A 14642-nucleotide genomic window follows, 5' to 3' on the forward strand; every position below is an offset into this window, starting at 1 on the left:
GCCGGAGCACGGCGGCGGGGACGCGGGTGCAACCGCAGCCGCAGCCGAGATGCTGCGGCTGCGGGGGCTCCTGCTCTCCGGCGGTGCGCCGGAGAGCCCCACGGCCTCGCTGCGCCGGTCGGCCGAGGCCCCTTCCAGCCCTGACGCAAGCGGGCTGGAGGCGGGGATGAAAGAGCTGCGCAAGCTCATGGAGGCTTGGGCAGCCTGGCGTCAGCGGCTCGAACGGCTGACGCAGGAGCGTGATGCCAGACGGGCAGAGCTGGAAGCCTTGACCGGACAGGAAGTGGTGCTGGCAGAGGCACTGGAACAGGCGGAGCGCTCATTTCAAGAGACAGCTGAACAATACGAACGGTGGCTGCAGGAACGTTGCCTGCCGGAAGGACTCTCCCCTGACGGACTGCCTGACATTTTCCTTGCTGTTGAGCAGGGGTTCGAGCTGCTGCGGCAGGAGAAGAAGCTGTCGCTGCGGATAGCAGAGATGGAAGAGGAATGCCACGCGTTTGAAAGGGAATGCGATGAGCTGGCAAAGCAATCGAATACAGGGATTGATCCGGGTTCAAGGTTAACGTGGCTGGAGGCAAGAAAAATAGCATGGGATCAGCTCAAAGCAGGGATGTTGCGCCGGGAGGATCTGAAGTCAAATGTGCTGAAACAGGAAGAGGAGCTTGCAGTCAGCCGCACGGAATTGAGCCGTTTGAAAGAGAGTCGCGAGGGACTTCTTCAGGAGGGCGGAGCAGCGAGTGGGGAAGATTTCTTGCGCCGGGCGGCTGCCGTTCAGCAGCGAGCCGAGCTGTTACGGTCTATCCGGCAATGGGAGCTTGCCATGTTCACCGGTTTGGATGCTGAAGGAACATCAGATGTTCTGGAGCTTCTGGACAACGGGGATCTGACCGAGCTGAGCCAGCAGCTTTCGATTCAGGAACAGGTTGTTCAAGGGGCAGAGGATGAATGGAACCGGCTGCTTCAGCTTCGCGGCAAGCTTCTGCAGGAGCAGGCGGGACTACAGGAACGCTGCCTCGAAGATTCACCGCTCCAGCAGCTGGAGGAACAGCGTGCTGCCCTCCGGGAGCTTGCGGAACAATATGCGATAACGGCATTGACAGCTGAATTGATCGGAAAGACCCGCCGGATTTACGAGCAGGAGAAACAGCCGCAGGTTCTGCTGCTGGCTTCATCCTTCTTCGAGCAGTTGACGGGAGGGGAATACCGGCGTGTTGTGATGACGCTGGGGGCTAAAGAGCTTAAAGCAGAGCACCGGACCGAAGGGTTGCTGAGCAGCGGACAGCTTAGCCGCGGAACTGCGGAGCAGTTGTATCTTGCACTTAGGCTGGCTCTGGCCGAGACGATGACACGGCAGGCACCTTTGCCGCTGCTGTTTGACGATTTGTTCGTGAATTTTGATGAACAACGGCTTCATGCCGCACTTGAGCTAGTAGGTAAGTTGTCTTCCACCCGGCAGGTTGTGATGATGACCTGCCACCGGCATGTAGCTGAGGCGGTGTCGGAGCGGATACCGACAGCAGCCATTATTTCCGTGTAATGCGTGTTGCCGGTTCAACGGGTACATATCTGCCGCTGGTATCCTCAGGGGCGGACGGTAGTCGCGGTGGCGGGAAGAGCGGAGTGCGGATCAGCATGAAAGTCCACACCAGTGACAACCCGCCGAAAATCGGATAGAACAGCGATAGCAAGGAGCTGAAGCCGAACTGGCTTAAAGCATAGCAGATCAGCATCACGAGTGGAGTAATCAGGGCCGGAGCGATCGGGAGATGCTGCTTAACCTGCATCGTGACTCCATAAATATCGGCTACAAAGGTACTGAAGATCTCAAGGAATATAAGCAGCAAATACACGGTCTGAACTACAGTTCCGAGTTGAAAGGCAATGCTTCCCATCGGAATCTCGAATTGAAGAATCCCCGGCATCTGTGCACTCATCGCAAAATGTGCCGTCAGCAGCATGAAACCGATACCGATTCCACCTAATATGCCTCCGAGCTTCAAAGCCTTAACGTTTCTGGTCTGGCGGGCAAGGGGAACAAGTACGGCTTGTGCCATTCCCAAATTAAACGCTGTATACAGCAGGGGCGACATCCAGGTTCTGAACAGGCTCCGTTCGGTATCCAGCAGCAGAAAGCGGCCTGCCTGCGGAAGATGAAGTGTATTAAATACAATAATGAGAGACAGAGTAAGCATAAGCGGTACAACAATGCTGTTCATTTGCAGAATTCCGGATATTCCCCTTTTTAAAAGCAAGTAGGCACCAGCCAGGGTTAGCAGCAGACCGGTCTGAAAATGAAGTCCAAGATGCTCCTCAAAAATTGCTCCTGCACCAGCGAGCATGATGCTGTTGACGCCGATCAGGATGACCAAGGTAAATAGGCTGATCACCCTGCCTGCATTCTCGCCAAACAGATGCCGGTTGAAATCCTCATAGGAGTCAGCCTCGATCCGGTGTGCGACAAGCATCATTTTAGTTCCCAACCAGATAAACAGTATCGTAGAGAGCAATATGGTCAGAACTGCCCACCGCCCGTACTGCGTGAAGAATTGGAGAATCTCCTGACCTGTGGCGAAACCGGCTCCTACAATGGTGCCGATATAAGTAAATGCGATTTGCAAGGTGCGGATCGAAGTCTTCATAGCATGGATCTCCTCCTTAAAGTATTCGCAGGAATGCCTTGTGCAGTCCGTATAGTACAGGTTATGATGTTGGACAGAAGGACATGACTTCCGTCTGTCTCATTAATCGGAAGGTCTGCAATTATAAAGGGTATTGGAGGTTTGGATTCATGGAATTATTAAAACAGCGGATTCTCGCAGAGGGAGTCGTCATTTCGGATCAAGTGCTGAAGCTTGATGCTCTGCTCAATCATCAGGTTGATCCTGCGCTTACAATGGAGATGGGACGGGAGTTCGCCCGGAGGTTCGCGGAAAGCGGGGTTACCCGCGTAGTGACCGTAGAGTCCTCGGGTATTGCCGTAGCATTTGCCACTGCGTTTGTATTGAATGTTCCACTAGTGTTTGCCCGCCGCAAGAAGACCTTGCTGGCCGATCCGGATTCGTTATGTGAACGTGTACCTTCCTTCACCAAAGGGATTGTGACGGATATCATGTTATCCCGCCAGTTCATTAACGAAGATGACAAAATCCTGTTTATTGACGACATCATTGCGAACGGCGATGCCGCTCGTGGCTTGATCAAGATCATCCAGCGTTCGGGGGCAGAGCTTGTGGGCCTCGGGGTGGTTGTTGAAAAAAGCTTCCAGGCAGGAGCACGCACCATCAGAGAGCAGGGCATCCGTCTAGAGTCGCTGGTACGGATTATGTCCCTAACTGATGGGACTATTGTCTTTGATGAATAGGGACTGGTAATCATCAGAATATGGCCTATTTTCGAAACAACTGCTTTTCACCCTCTAACTTTTCCTTTATAATAAAAGGTAGACAGAAGAGAGGAGGCGTCACAATGGGGAATGAACCGGTGACACAGCAATTTTTTATTGATAAATTAACCGAGGCCAAGGATCACTTTGAGCGCGCGCTGGACTGCAAGCACACTGAATTTGATGACCTTTATCCCTATATGATTGAACATCCTCAGTTCTTTTGGTACAAACGCTATGTAGCCTGGTCTGAACTGCTGACCATTAAAGGGCTTTGTGAGGAATTGTCCTTCTCTTGGAGAGAGAAGTTTACAACCAAGCAAGTGGAGTATCTGGAGCAACGAGTGATGTCTGCTAAAGTTCTCGATTTTTGGTTTGAGAAGAATGAAGCGTTGATATAGGAGAGCCGGGGAAGAGAATATGATCTCTTTCGTTGATTACATGAGACCCAATGATTACTCATTGTGGTCTTTTTTATTCTGGACAAGATAAGTGTAAGGGGGTATATATCATGATCAGCGATGAACAACTGAATGCCTACCGGATCTCCGGAGAGAAAATACGTGTGGTGCGCGATGGACTGGAGAGCAATGATGTCAAAGGAATTGTGCTAGCCTGGGATGAAAACCAAGTGATGATTCGCCGTCCGAATAAGCGGGTGGTGAAGCTGGACCGGAATTATATATTTCAGCCCTTTAGCGAACCTAGACCAGATATCCTAACGTAGTTGGTATGGAATAAGCAAAATTAGCTTTCTATATGCTGTCTGTTGCACTCTGTGCAGCAGAATAAGCTTGGAACACCTGATTTTCGCTATCTGTTGCACTTTGTGCAGTTGAATTTCAATAAATGGGTCATATGGGCGTAATCTGCTGTATAAATTGCAACAGAATCGCCAAATGGGCGGATATCCCGCCAATCTATTGCACTAAATGCAATCAGCGATATCGAAGCCTATAGCCGACTAAAACTAATGAATGGTTAGGCGATTTTGGCCGATAAATAATGGTTAAAAACATATCAAACCACAACAGCTCACCGCCGTATGAATAACGGACAGTGAGCTGTTGTGGTATGAAATGCCTGAATTTAGTTACAGGGACAAGGACAATTGTTCTACATGCTCATCGCGGCTTACGATGGAGAACTCGGTTGCAAGACCGAGGTATGCACGCATCCGCAGCATCATCTCCCGGCGGAATCCGGGCCACTGTATGTTCAGCTCACCGGGGATGCTTCTGCAGGAGTATTTGGCTTCCACACCATGCACATCCTGAGTAATAGTTGTAATTCTCAACTTGTGGGAATCCAGTTCACGCTTGACTTCCTGAAGCATGACGGCGGTCTTCTTGGCACCGCCCGAGATCATCTCCATGTACAGCTGTGGAGTCTTGAACAAGCCGCTTTGGCCGATGACACGGCAATCGCGTTCAAATACTTTATGGATAAATGTAAGCAGCAAATAGCTTCTGACAAGGGACAGTTCTTCTTGGGATACATGTTGTGCTGTATCTGGAGTTTTTATTGTGGTAGTCGCCATACAAATCACCTCGTTATTTAGTATGCGAACCTTTGTTCTTATTATACATGGAAACCATGTATGAAAGCAAGAATTATACAGAAAAAAGTTTAAAATAAAAAATATTGACGATTGTATCTGTGGGTGGTATGATATATCTTGTCGCCGCCAAAAGCGGAGTATTAAAAATATGCGGTCGTGGCGGAATTGGCAGACGCGCACGGTTCAGGTCCGTGTGGTAGCAATATCGTGGAGGTTCGAGTCCTCTCGACCGCATTACATTATCAATAACAGGTTTCTGAACTGCTTCCGGGCAGATTGGAAACCTTTTTTATTTGTTCAACAAATTCCACAAGCCGATACATAAAACATCCCCTCTTTATTANTACATTATCAATAACAGGTTTCTGAACTGCTTCCGGGCAGATTGGAAACCTTTTTTATTTGTTCAACAAATTCCACAAGCCGATACATAAAACATCCCCTCTTTATTATGAAATAGCTGGTAATTCATCAGCACTTCACATGAAGGGTGGATGTTTTTTTGATAACGCAGATGTCCGTGAACTCTTTGTTAATAGTTGGACGAAGCTGATTCACATAATAACTTTTTCCTAGGCAAACAATGAGAACAGATCATTTAAGGGGAGTTGAGCTTATGTTGAGAAGAGATGTACTACAAAGGGCGGCTATCTGTTGCATGGGAATGATCGCTCTGTTGATGGCATCCGTATCACCAGTTACGGGAGTAAGCGAGGCGGAGGGGGTTAATACTGTCAGCCCACAGGCATCTAAAGGAGACAAGCAGCCCCCGGATAATGAACGTGTAACGGTAGATAAGGCACATTCCCCACGAAGCCGGGTCGCTGTAATCATTGACGACTTTGGCAATGGCATGCGGGGTACGGATGAAATGTTCAAACTTCCGGTTAAGCTCACGGTAGCCGTTATGCCGTTTCTGTCCACAACCAAGGAGGATGCAATTCGAGCACACAAACGCGGAGACGACGTGCTGCTGCATCTTCCGATGGAGCCGCGCCACGGCAAACCTGAATGGCTGGGTCCGGGGGCGGTATTGTCGCAGATGAGTGATGATGAAGTACGCAAGAGGGTGGAGGCAGCCTTGGATGATGTTCCATATGCTATCGGTATTAATAATCATATGGGCTCGAAGGTCACCAGTGATGAACGAGTGATGGATATTGTGTTATCGGTCTGTAAGGAACGGGGATTGTTTTTTGTGGATAGTAAGACGAGTTACCGCTCTGTGGTAGGCAAGTTGTCTGCTCAGAAGGGACTGCCGCGCGTGGAGAATCAAGTCTTTCTTGATGATAATCACACCGCGGGTCATGTACTAAAACAAATGCACCTTGTTCATGAAAAAGCAATGAAATCCCGCTACTGCATCACGATCGGTCATGTCGGCATTCAAGGCAAAGAGACTGCCGCCGGAATCCGCGGCGGCATTAATGAAATGAAAGACAGTGTTGAATTTGTGGGAATTTCTGATCTCCTCAAAGAAGAATTGAAATGGAAGGCGGATCCTACACTTCCGTAAGATATACTCTAATGCCTCTGGAGATCGCCTCGGCTATTGCCTGTTGTCCGAACGGTGAGCATAACTTGGCCCGGTCCGCCGGACTGCTGATAAATCCCGCCTCGACGATTACTGTTGGGGCGGTTATTGTATTGAGCAGATAAAAGGGTTTGCCGGGTTTGACTTCGCCTTTTACACCATACAGACCATTTAGTTCACCTTGAATTGCCTTAGCGAGCATGAAGCTACGCCCTTCCTTTTGGCGGTACAATACGATCGGCCCGTGCGGTGAAGATGAGGGCGCCCAGTTCACATGAATGCTGACGACAACCGTTGTCGGCAGAGTTTCTGCGAGTTCTTTACGCTGGGCAAGATCGCGCATATGGCGTGAAGAGCTGCGCAGCCAGCGGTTATCATCACTAGGCGCATAGTCTCCGAAGCGGTTTAGAACTGTGTTGAAGCCGTCACTGCGCAGCAGAAGGTACAGCTTGCGGGAAATATCAAGCGTCAGGTCCTTTTCCAGCAATGTACCGTAAGAGGTGCCGCCATCAATGCCGCCATGTCCGGCATCGATAAGGATCACACGTTGTCCCTGCCCCAGTATAGTATGGGGTGCATGGGGTATGCTTACTTCCTTTAAAGCGGCTCCATTAACACTTGGTGTGAAGCTCATATAGGCCAGCATTCCGGACGTAATACATAGAAAGCTCAAGCATCTTAGAGGAATATGCTTTCGCCATATTTCTTTTATCTTCACATGCAACGCCTCCTGTATCGGTGATATTTTGTTAGCGTGTGTGAATGTGGTTTAAAGTATACAAACTAGAGGTGTTTGTTTAGATAGAGGCCAATTGGTGCAGACTAATTACATGGAAATCGGGAACTGAAGTTTGAAGTAAAGACTCGATTGGAGGTGGGGATATGGCTTCGGGTGGAGATGAACTTGTGAAGTATATAACGGAGAAAGTTGTAGTGTATATAGAGAGTCCGCGTGACCAGCGAAAGCGTGACGAGGTACCAAGACAACCCTGGTCCCAAAAATGGTTCGGTATGATGCCTCTCGGGATCTCAATCTGGCGGAGTAAATGGAGCCGGAACAAGAAGGATTCACTTTAGAATTGCAAATAACCCTCCACTGCCTTACAGGATGGAGGGTTATTTGAGTTGTCTGATGTTTAATTAAAATCCTCTATGTTGTTCTTGTCTGAAGATGGTGCTGCGTGCAGCGAGCCTTTCTTCTGCAGTAGAGAAAGAGGCAGGAAGCGATTGCCCTGCGGTCCTGCGGCTGCATAGGCAATTACCTTTGTTTGACTTTGTGCTGACTTCAGTCCCTGGGCATCCCCTGGTGTGACCCATAATTGATAACCTGTGAGTGTCAACGGGGCACCAAAGTCTTCGTTAGCCGCTGAAGACTTGAATACAAATCGTCCAACGTGCTGCAGTAGCGCCGGATACAGCTCATCCTTAATTAACGGCTGCTTAGGGCTTGTCAGCCACAGCAGATTATCATAAGGATCTGAGGAGATTCCACTCCGATAAGCCGCTTGTGGCATGGACAGGTTCTGTATTGGCGCGATTTCAGTTTCTTTGTCCGCACTGTGGAGCATGAGTTCCACTTTGCTGGTATTCCATGGTAACACTTCAGGCAGAGCGGCGTTCATATATACTTTTTTACCTTTTATTACCACTTCCCATAGTGGAAGCAGCGGTAAATATAGAGGTGTCAGTTCAATAGATCCTGAATAATTGGATGTTATTATTCCTGACTGCACCAGAGTCTGGCGCAGATCGGTCAGGCTGTATGGAAGTCCCTCATTACCAGCCCCGTATTCGCTAACAACATATCCCCCGTCTTCTTTTGCGGCAATAATGAGATAGCCTATCCGCTGTTCTCCCTTCATAACATTAACAAGCCAGCCATGAGTGCCTGGACCAAGAGGGTAATAACGGCCTTCAGCACCATTCCAGTTCTTGAATAGAGAATCTTTGGACAACTTCTCCATTGTAAGTCTGACAAAGCTCTCAAGGGTGTCCGGAGCAGCCGATGCTCGCAGCTCTAATCCGGTAGTAGCAACTTTGGGAATTAGTGGGGAGGCACCAGTTGCGTCCAGTCTGGATGGAAAACCTAACCCGGAAACAGCAATCACCAGACCAAGAAGCAGAAGGGGCAATATTTTTCGCCCGTTACCGGCCCTCTTCTGTCGAGTCCTTATTGTCATTTCAGACATTCACCTCACATTTATTTCTCACATATATTGTATGGGACAAGCGCCAAAAAGGGTGTTGCTTGCTGTCGCGCTTCTCCCATGTGTTTCTCTTGTTATTTTGCCTGCTTTTAGCGAGCGGGGTCAGATCTTACGTATTTCATGTGCTTCGCAGATGGAATAAACCGTAGGTCACTGCAGAAACTGTAATTCTGGGTTCGTATTGCCAGATGGTTTCGTTGCGGCGTCTGGTGTACTGCTCCTGTACGAGCTGACGTTTCTCTTCATCGGGTTCTTTCAGAAGATCCTCATAATACACGTCGATAATGGCCAGCTCTAACTGTAGGCGTTCCCGTGCTTCCTCAGCCCAGGAGAAATCCATTTCGGAAAGGCGGGAGGTCAGGTGTTCTTCCAGCTTGTCTGTACCTGTTGTGAGCGAGAACTGATAGGGCTGAATGTGCACGTTCTCCGGCAGACGGGGGGTAAGCTGTAAGGTATCTGCTCCGATTCTACCTGAGAAATCCTCGATGATTGCCCCGCTGGCGAGCGATATCCCGAGAAAGTTCAACTGCTCACATTTCAAGTCACAGCTCATCTCGACCTTAAAGCATACACCCAGCCATGGTTCATAAGATGCGGAGAATAAGGTGTTTCGCTGCCGGCTTGCAGGGACCTCGAAGAGATGGAGACATTTGCCCTCTTCCCGCGCAGCCGACCAGATTTGCCGCAGCCGTCTGCTTCCATAGGTCACATCCTCCCGGCGGACGAGGCCCGGGCCGATCCTGGGAACCATAGGGGTAACGCCAAAATAACGTGCCAGAATGCCATCCTGCGGATTCGGCAGGGCTCCGGGCAGAGAGACATTAGGTGATGAAACATTGGGTGATGCGCCAGCAGGTGGCGCCAGCACCGCTGAATCCGTCGGTTGCCGTATCCGGGCAGCGGGATCGTCATATTGCTCCGGATCAAATACAAAAGTAAATGACAACGTCTCGGGTTCCACTCCGGTCCGCTCTACAAATCCCCAATAATAAGGACGATCCGTCAGCATGCGGTCCGCACGCGGTGACAGCTTCACCGTTACATGATGAGGGGATTGCTCCAGTATGGTGCTCTCGGTAGCTTCAAGATAATCCACTACTTGCGTGCGGATTTCTTGCAGGGATAAGGTCATGACGAAATATCACTCTCCCGTTGTATGCCTTCGGTTAGCTCACTCAGAGACTGACCGATGTCATCGACTCTGCTGCGGAGCTCTTCATCACTACTTGCTTCCAAAATGATTTTATAGAGGCTTTTCTCCAGAGATTCCTTTTTCTCGAATTTCTCCAGAATGACATCCAGTCCGCCAATGACCATTTCGAACATGTTGATCTTCTCGTGCAGCAGATGCAGGATATGTTCCTCAATGGTGCCCAGGGTGGACAGATTTGTGATGATGACATCATTCTCCTGACCCAGCCTGTGTACGCGTCCGATCCGCTGCTCTACCCGCATGGGGTTCCAGGGCAGATCGAAATTGATCATATGGTGGCAAAATTGCAGGTTGATGCCCTCACCGCCTGCTTCTGTCGCTATCATTACCTGTGCACGACCGCGGAATAAATCCATCATCCAGTCTTTTTTGCCCCGATTCATTCCGCCGGAATATGGCACGCTCTGTAGTCCATGCTCCCGGAAGAAATTCATTAAATACTCCTGGGTCGCGCGGTATTCGGTAAAGACGATTACCTTCTCATTGAGCTCTTTAATAAGTGATAGTGCTGTCTCGGCTTTAGTATTGGTTTTAACGGTCCGGATCAGCTGTAACAGCTCAAACATCCGCTCCCGTTTGGGCGAATCCTCCGGCAGCTTTTTCATCAGATTGACCAGTGTTACAAATACGGCATCCCGGCTGCTACAGACCTCGCGTTGCAGGGTAACGAGAGATAGCATACTGGTGAGATTGCCGCCGGATTCCTGATATTGGTCTTTGACAAAAGAAGTGACGGCATCATATAATACCTTTTCCTCTGAAGAAAGCGTGAGCGGGATATTACGGACCTTTCGTTTGGTGAATACCATCTCGCCTTCGCCGCGCCGGTTGCGGATCATGACCTTGGACAAAGCGCCTTTAAGCTGCTCTTCATTCTTAGGAACCCGTTTATCCACAACAAAGTTCGCGGCGAAATCGTTTTGATTCCCGAGTTGCCCCGGCTTCAGCAGCGTAATCAGATTAAACAGCTCCCCAAGATCATTCTGGACTGGCGTTGCGGTCAGCAGCAGGCAGTATTTTTTGCGAAGCTGTTGGACAAACACATAGTTCGTGGTCTTCTTATTCTTCAGCTTGTGTGCTTCATCGATAATGAGCATGTCGTATTCATTGCCAAGCAGCATCTCCTTGTGCGGATCGCGTTTAGCCGTATCCATAGATGCCACAACGATGTCGCTTTCCCAGGAATAAGCCTTTTTCTGGGCAATGGCGGAGATTCCAAATTTGGAGTTCAACTCGCGTACCCACTGCAGCACGAGAGATGCTGGGACTAGGATCAGAACCTTGGAGACCAGTCCGCGCACAAGATACTCTTTTAGAATCAGCCCTGCTTCAATGGTCTTGCCGAGCCCAACCTCATCTGCCAGAATAGCCCTGCCCGACATTTCGAACAGCACCTTATGCGCGGTATCAATCTGGTGGGGGAGCGGAGAGAGGCCTTGGAGATGCTTCATGCACTGAAGCTCGGAGAAGCTTGTGACAAGCGCGGACCGTTCACCCTCAATAGCAAGGCGTGATAGTCTTAAATCTCCCCAGGGCCCGCCTTTATTCAGCCTGGACTCCAAATCCTCAAGCCAACTGCGGTCAAAAGATAGCGGAACGGGTAATATAGGGGCTGGATTCCCAGCGTTTCGGGGTGGAGAATTACGGAATAATTGCGTCATGCAAGGGCCACCTCCAGTGCTTGAGTACATACCAATACGTAGAAGTAGTATGCGCGAAAACGAGAGGATTCATAACTTAACTTTTCTTTTAATCTAATAAAAAAGGAAGTAAGAGTGAGAAAAAGGGAGAAGAATTAATGATATTTGGGCAGGATGGCCCTATTCTTCAAAAACACCTGTGATACAATATGTGGTATAGTTTAAAGGCTGATGTATACAATATATTGTGACAAATGTTCAAAAACTTGATTTGAAACGTGGTTTTTAGGGTTATTTGTTATTGACAAGAGAGAAGCGTTAATTACAATCGCGGGAGGTTATTTGATTGAGTACAGTAGAACGGAAGCAGCGCCTCGAGGGCCTGAGTGAGAAAATATTCCTGGACCGTTATGCCTGGAAAGATGCGGACAGCAACAATGCCAAGGTAGGCGATGTGGTTCTCGTACTGACCAAGGATGATCCTAAATTTCCGACTAAGGAAGTCGGCGAGATTGTAGAGCGGAACGGCCGGATCGTAACAGTAAAAACACGTCGCGGCGAGTACGTGCAGTCTGATGTCGAGAAACTTACGCTTAATATAGAAAAAACACCTGAGGAAATGTGGGACCGCTTGGCGGCTGCCATGGCTTCGGTGGAAAAAACTCCTGAGCTACAAGAGGAGTGGACGGGTAAATTCCGCAGCATCCTGGATGACTGGAAGCTCGTGCCGGGGGGACGGATTGCAGCAGGTGCCGGAGCCAGTGAAGAGCTTACACTGTTCAACTGTTATGTAGTACCTTCTCCTAAAGACAGCCGTGGCGGCATCATGAAGACCTTGTCTGAAATGACCGAGATTATGGCTCGCGGCGGCGGTGTAGGAATTAACCTGTCGTCGCTGCGTCCACGCCGTGCGATTGTTCGCGGGGTTAACGGTTCTTCCAGCGGCTCCGTATCATGGGGCGGATTGTTCAGTTATACGACCGGACTCATCGAGCAAGGCGGCAGCCGCCGCGGTGCTTTGATGCTGATGATTAACGACTGGCATCCGGACGTGGTGGACTTCATTACCGTGAAGCAGACCATGGGACAAGTAACCAACGCGAACTTGTCCGTTTGCGTAAGCAACAGCTTTATGAAGGCGGTCAAAGAGGATCTGGATTGGGATCTCGTATTCCCGGATACTACAGACCCGGATTACAATGAGCTCTGGGACGGAGATCTCGATAAGTGGAAGGCCGATGGCCGGAGTGTGATCCACTATCGTACGGTAAAAGCCCGCGACGTGTGGCACACCATCATCGAATCGGCATGGAAATCGGCTGAGCCGGGTGTCGTATTTATGGAATACTACAACCAAATGTCCAATAGCTGGTACTTCAACCCGATTATCTGCACGAATCCTTGTGGTGAGCAAGGTCTGCCGGGCTGGGGTGTCTGCAATCTGTCGGCTATCAATCTCTCCAAATTCTATGACGAGCAGAATCATGATGTGGATTGGGCAGAGCTGGCAACAACGACGCGGTATTCCGTTCGTTTCCTTGACAATGTTATCGATAAGACGCCTTACCACTTCCCGGAAAATGAAGCTAATCAAAAGCTGGAGCGCCGTGTAGGTCTCGGTACGATGGGACTTGCTGAGCTGATGATCAAGCTGAATATCCGTTACGGCAGCCCGGAATCCCTGGAGTTCTTGGACAAGCTGTACGGGTTTATGGCCCGTGAGGCTTATCTGGCTTCTTCCGAAATTGCCGGTGAGAAGGGTTCCTTCAAAGCTTTCGATACCGAGAAATATATGCTGAGCGGATTCATGAAGAATATTGTTGATGTATATCCGGAAGTCGGAGAATCCATCCGCAAGCACGGAATGCGCAACGTTACCGTTATTACCCAAGCACCTACAGGCAGTACGGGAACAATGGTGGGAACCTCCACCGGTATTGAGCCTTACTTCGCTTTCAAATATTATCGTCAAAGCCGTCTCGGCTTCGATGAGCAGTTCGTGCCAATTGCCCAGGAGTGGCTGGAAGCCCATCCGGGTGAAGAATTGCCAGAGTATTTCGTAACTTCAATGGATTTGTCAGCTAAGGATCACATCCGTGCGCAAGCCGCCATTCAGCGCTGGGTGGACAGTTCCATCTCTAAAACAGCGAACTGCCCTTCCGACTTTACTGTGGAAGAAACTGCAGAGCTGTATGAAATGGCCTTTGATCTGGGCTGCAAAGGTGTAACCATCTACCGTGACGGCAGCCGTGACGTACAGGTTCTGCAGACCGATAATAAGGAAGAGAAGAAGGACGCACCCGCCCAGGAAACGGCGGCGGTTGAAGCTATCGAAACAGCTGCTCCGGCAGTGGCTGACACTTCCGTTGCAGCCGCACCAGCACCGCAAGCAGGCTCGAATGTGCTGGATAAACAATACAAGAAACGTCCGCAGATTCTGCGCGGCGCAACCTATAAGATTAACACGCCATTCGGCATGGCTTATATCACGATCAATGATCTGGACGGCACTCCGGCCGAAATCTTCCTGAACGTAGGTAAAGCCGGTTCTGACGTATTCGCCATGGCGGAAGCCCTGGGCCGTGTCTGCTCGTTGTTCCTGCGCTACGGGGATCACGGCGAGAAGGTCGAACTCCTGATCAAACACCTCAAAGGCATCGGCGGCTCCGGCGCCATCGGCTTCGGCGCGAATCGCGTAGAATCTATCGCGGACGCAGTAGCGAAAGCCTTGGAAACTCATGTCCTGAACAATGCGCAGGATGACCATGTTCCTGCTCCAATCGCAGCTACACTGGAGCTTGAGGATTTCAATGATGCGTTGAATGCTGAACTGAAGGCCAGCCTGCCGGCTGCTGACAGTCACGTTGGTCATGGCGCACACAGCCATGCGAAAGCTTCCCGCGACCTCTGCCCATCCTGCGGCAGTGCCTCGCTGGTGAACATTGAAGGATGTAAGACTTGTAGCAACTGCGGATATAGCCGCTGTGGATAATAATTAAGGGAGCCCATGGGGCTCCCTTAATTTGTGATGGATCATGAAAACTGCGAAATTATATGCAAAAGAAAGCAGTGCCTATAATTAATTGAATTGGTGGACAAAAC

General features: G+C 49.9%; 13 protein-coding genes and 1 tRNA gene. 8 read left to right on the forward strand and 6 right to left on the reverse strand.

Annotated features, from left to right (window positions below):
• On the forward strand, positions 1-1540 hold a 1540-nt coding region (locus tag ACAN55_RS15785), incomplete at its 5' end, for an ATP-binding protein (protein ID WP_379134643.1).
• Here the strand turns inward: ACAN55_RS15785 and ACAN55_RS15790 are convergent.
• Positions 1527-2642 carry a YkvI family membrane protein gene (locus tag ACAN55_RS15790; RefSeq protein ID WP_379134646.1) on the reverse strand — a complete coding sequence of 372 codons (1116 nt, stop codon included), beginning with the start codon at positions 2640-2642 and terminating at the stop codon, positions 1527-1529. The two genes, ACAN55_RS15785 and ACAN55_RS15790, sit on opposite strands and share 14 nt — an antisense overlap.
• 149 nt (positions 2643-2791) lie before the next feature.
• Between ACAN55_RS15790 and ACAN55_RS15795 the strand changes: the two genes are divergently transcribed.
• The 3 genes from ACAN55_RS15795 to ACAN55_RS15805 all read left to right on the forward strand — a co-directional run bounded on the left by ACAN55_RS15795 (position 2792) and on the right by ACAN55_RS15805 (position 4112).
• Positions 2792-3364, forward strand: coding sequence for a xanthine phosphoribosyltransferase (locus tag ACAN55_RS15795; protein WP_379134649.1), 573 nt, complete (start codon positions 2792-2794; stop codon positions 3362-3364).
• 104 nt (positions 3365-3468) lie between these two features.
• A complete protein-coding gene (locus ACAN55_RS15800) occupies positions 3469-3786 on the forward strand; it encodes a hypothetical protein (RefSeq protein WP_379134652.1) in 318 nt (105 codons plus the stop codon).
• 110 nt (positions 3787-3896) lie between these two features.
• Positions 3897-4112 (forward strand): hypothetical protein, encoded by a 216-nt coding sequence (locus tag ACAN55_RS15805; RefSeq protein WP_379134654.1) that lies wholly within the window; start codon positions 3897-3899, stop codon positions 4110-4112.
• A gap of 366 nt (positions 4113-4478) precedes the next feature.
• Here the strand turns inward: ACAN55_RS15805 and ACAN55_RS15810 are convergent, their stop codons facing one another.
• Entirely contained in the window at positions 4479-4925 is a 447-nt protein-coding gene (locus ACAN55_RS15810) for a YhjD family protein (protein WP_379134658.1), read from the reverse strand.
• A gap of 171 nt (positions 4926-5096) precedes the next feature.
• Between ACAN55_RS15810 and ACAN55_RS15815 the strand changes: the two genes are divergently transcribed.
• Both ACAN55_RS15815 and ACAN55_RS15820 read left to right on the forward strand, forming a co-directional pair.
• A tRNA-Leu gene (locus tag ACAN55_RS15815) sits at positions 5097-5180 on the forward strand.
• A 382-nt stretch (positions 5181-5562) separates the two neighbouring features.
• Positions 5563-6462 (forward strand): divergent polysaccharide deacetylase family protein, encoded by a 900-nt coding sequence (locus tag ACAN55_RS15820; RefSeq protein WP_379134661.1) that lies wholly within the window; start codon positions 5563-5565, stop codon positions 6460-6462.
• Here the strand turns inward: ACAN55_RS15820 and ACAN55_RS15825 are convergent.
• The gene (locus ACAN55_RS15825; RefSeq protein ID WP_379134664.1) at positions 6449-7198 is read right to left on the reverse strand and encodes an N-acetylmuramoyl-L-alanine amidase family protein; all 750 of its coding nucleotides are present in this window, start codon (positions 7196-7198) and stop codon (positions 6449-6451) included. The two genes, ACAN55_RS15820 and ACAN55_RS15825, sit on opposite strands and share 14 nt — an antisense overlap.
• Before the next feature lie 164 nt (positions 7199-7362).
• Here ACAN55_RS15825 and ACAN55_RS15830 point away from each other — a divergent pair, with 164 nt between their 5' ends.
• Positions 7363-7557, forward strand: coding sequence for a YqzE family protein (locus ACAN55_RS15830; RefSeq protein ID WP_379134666.1), 195 nt, complete (start codon positions 7363-7365; stop codon positions 7555-7557).
• A gap of 59 nt (positions 7558-7616) precedes the next feature.
• Here the strand turns inward: ACAN55_RS15830 and ACAN55_RS15835 are convergent, their stop codons facing one another.
• The 3 genes from ACAN55_RS15835 to ACAN55_RS15845 form a co-directional block, all read right to left on the reverse strand.
• A complete protein-coding gene (locus ACAN55_RS15835) occupies positions 7617-8660 on the reverse strand; it encodes a hypothetical protein (RefSeq protein ID WP_379134669.1) in 1044 nt (347 codons plus the stop codon).
• 145 nt (positions 8661-8805) lie between these two features.
• Positions 8806-9819, reverse strand: a complete 1014-nt coding sequence (locus ACAN55_RS15840) for a YqhG family protein (protein ID WP_379134671.1) — start codon at positions 9817-9819, stop codon at positions 8806-8808.
• Positions 9816-11561, reverse strand: a complete 1746-nt coding sequence (locus ACAN55_RS15845) for a DEAD/DEAH box helicase (RefSeq protein WP_379134675.1) — start codon at positions 11559-11561, stop codon at positions 9816-9818. The genes ACAN55_RS15840 and ACAN55_RS15845 overlap by 4 nt, the downstream gene beginning before the upstream one ends.
• Positions 11562-11886: 325 nt before the next feature.
• Here ACAN55_RS15845 and ACAN55_RS15850 point away from each other — a divergent pair, with 325 nt between their 5' ends.
• Positions 11887-14532, forward strand: a complete 2646-nt coding sequence (locus ACAN55_RS15850) for an adenosylcobalamin-dependent ribonucleoside-diphosphate reductase (protein WP_379134678.1) — start codon at positions 11887-11889, stop codon at positions 14530-14532.
• Positions 14533-14642: the final 110 nt, after the last annotated feature.

It is taken from the genome of Paenibacillus oryziterrae, from assembly GCF_042610485.1.
GTDB lineage: Bacteria > Bacillota > Bacilli > Paenibacillales > Paenibacillaceae > Paenibacillus_AQ.

Coding starts and splice junctions, on each gene's coding strand:
- ACAN55_RS15790 (WP_379134646.1), bottom strand. CDS start 2,642: ATGAAGACTTCGATCCGCACCTTGCAAATCGCATTTACTTATATCGGC.
- ACAN55_RS15795 (WP_379134649.1), top strand. CDS start 2,792: ATGGAATTATTAAAACAGCGGATTCTCGCAGAGGGAGTCGTCATTTCG.
- ACAN55_RS15800 (WP_379134652.1), top strand. CDS start 3,469: ATGGGGAATGAACCGGTGACACAGCAATTTTTTATTGATAAATTAACC.
- ACAN55_RS15805 (WP_379134654.1), top strand. CDS start 3,897: ATGATCAGCGATGAACAACTGAATGCCTACCGGATCTCCGGAGAGAAA.
- ACAN55_RS15810 (WP_379134658.1), bottom strand. CDS start 4,925: ATGGCGACTACCACAATAAAAACTCCAGATACAGCACAACATGTATCC.
- ACAN55_RS15820 (WP_379134661.1), top strand. CDS start 5,563: ATGTTGAGAAGAGATGTACTACAAAGGGCGGCTATCTGTTGCATGGGA.
- ACAN55_RS15830 (WP_379134666.1), top strand. CDS start 7,363: ATGGCTTCGGGTGGAGATGAACTTGTGAAGTATATAACGGAGAAAGTT.
- ACAN55_RS15835 (WP_379134669.1), bottom strand. CDS start 8,660: ATGACAATAAGGACTCGACAGAAGAGGGCCGGTAACGGGCGAAAAATA.
- ACAN55_RS15840 (WP_379134671.1), bottom strand. CDS start 9,819: ATGACCTTATCCCTGCAAGAAATCCGCACGCAAGTAGTGGATTATCTT.
- ACAN55_RS15845 (WP_379134675.1), bottom strand. CDS start 11,561: ATGACGCAATTATTCCGTAATTCTCCACCCCGAAACGCTGGGAATCCA.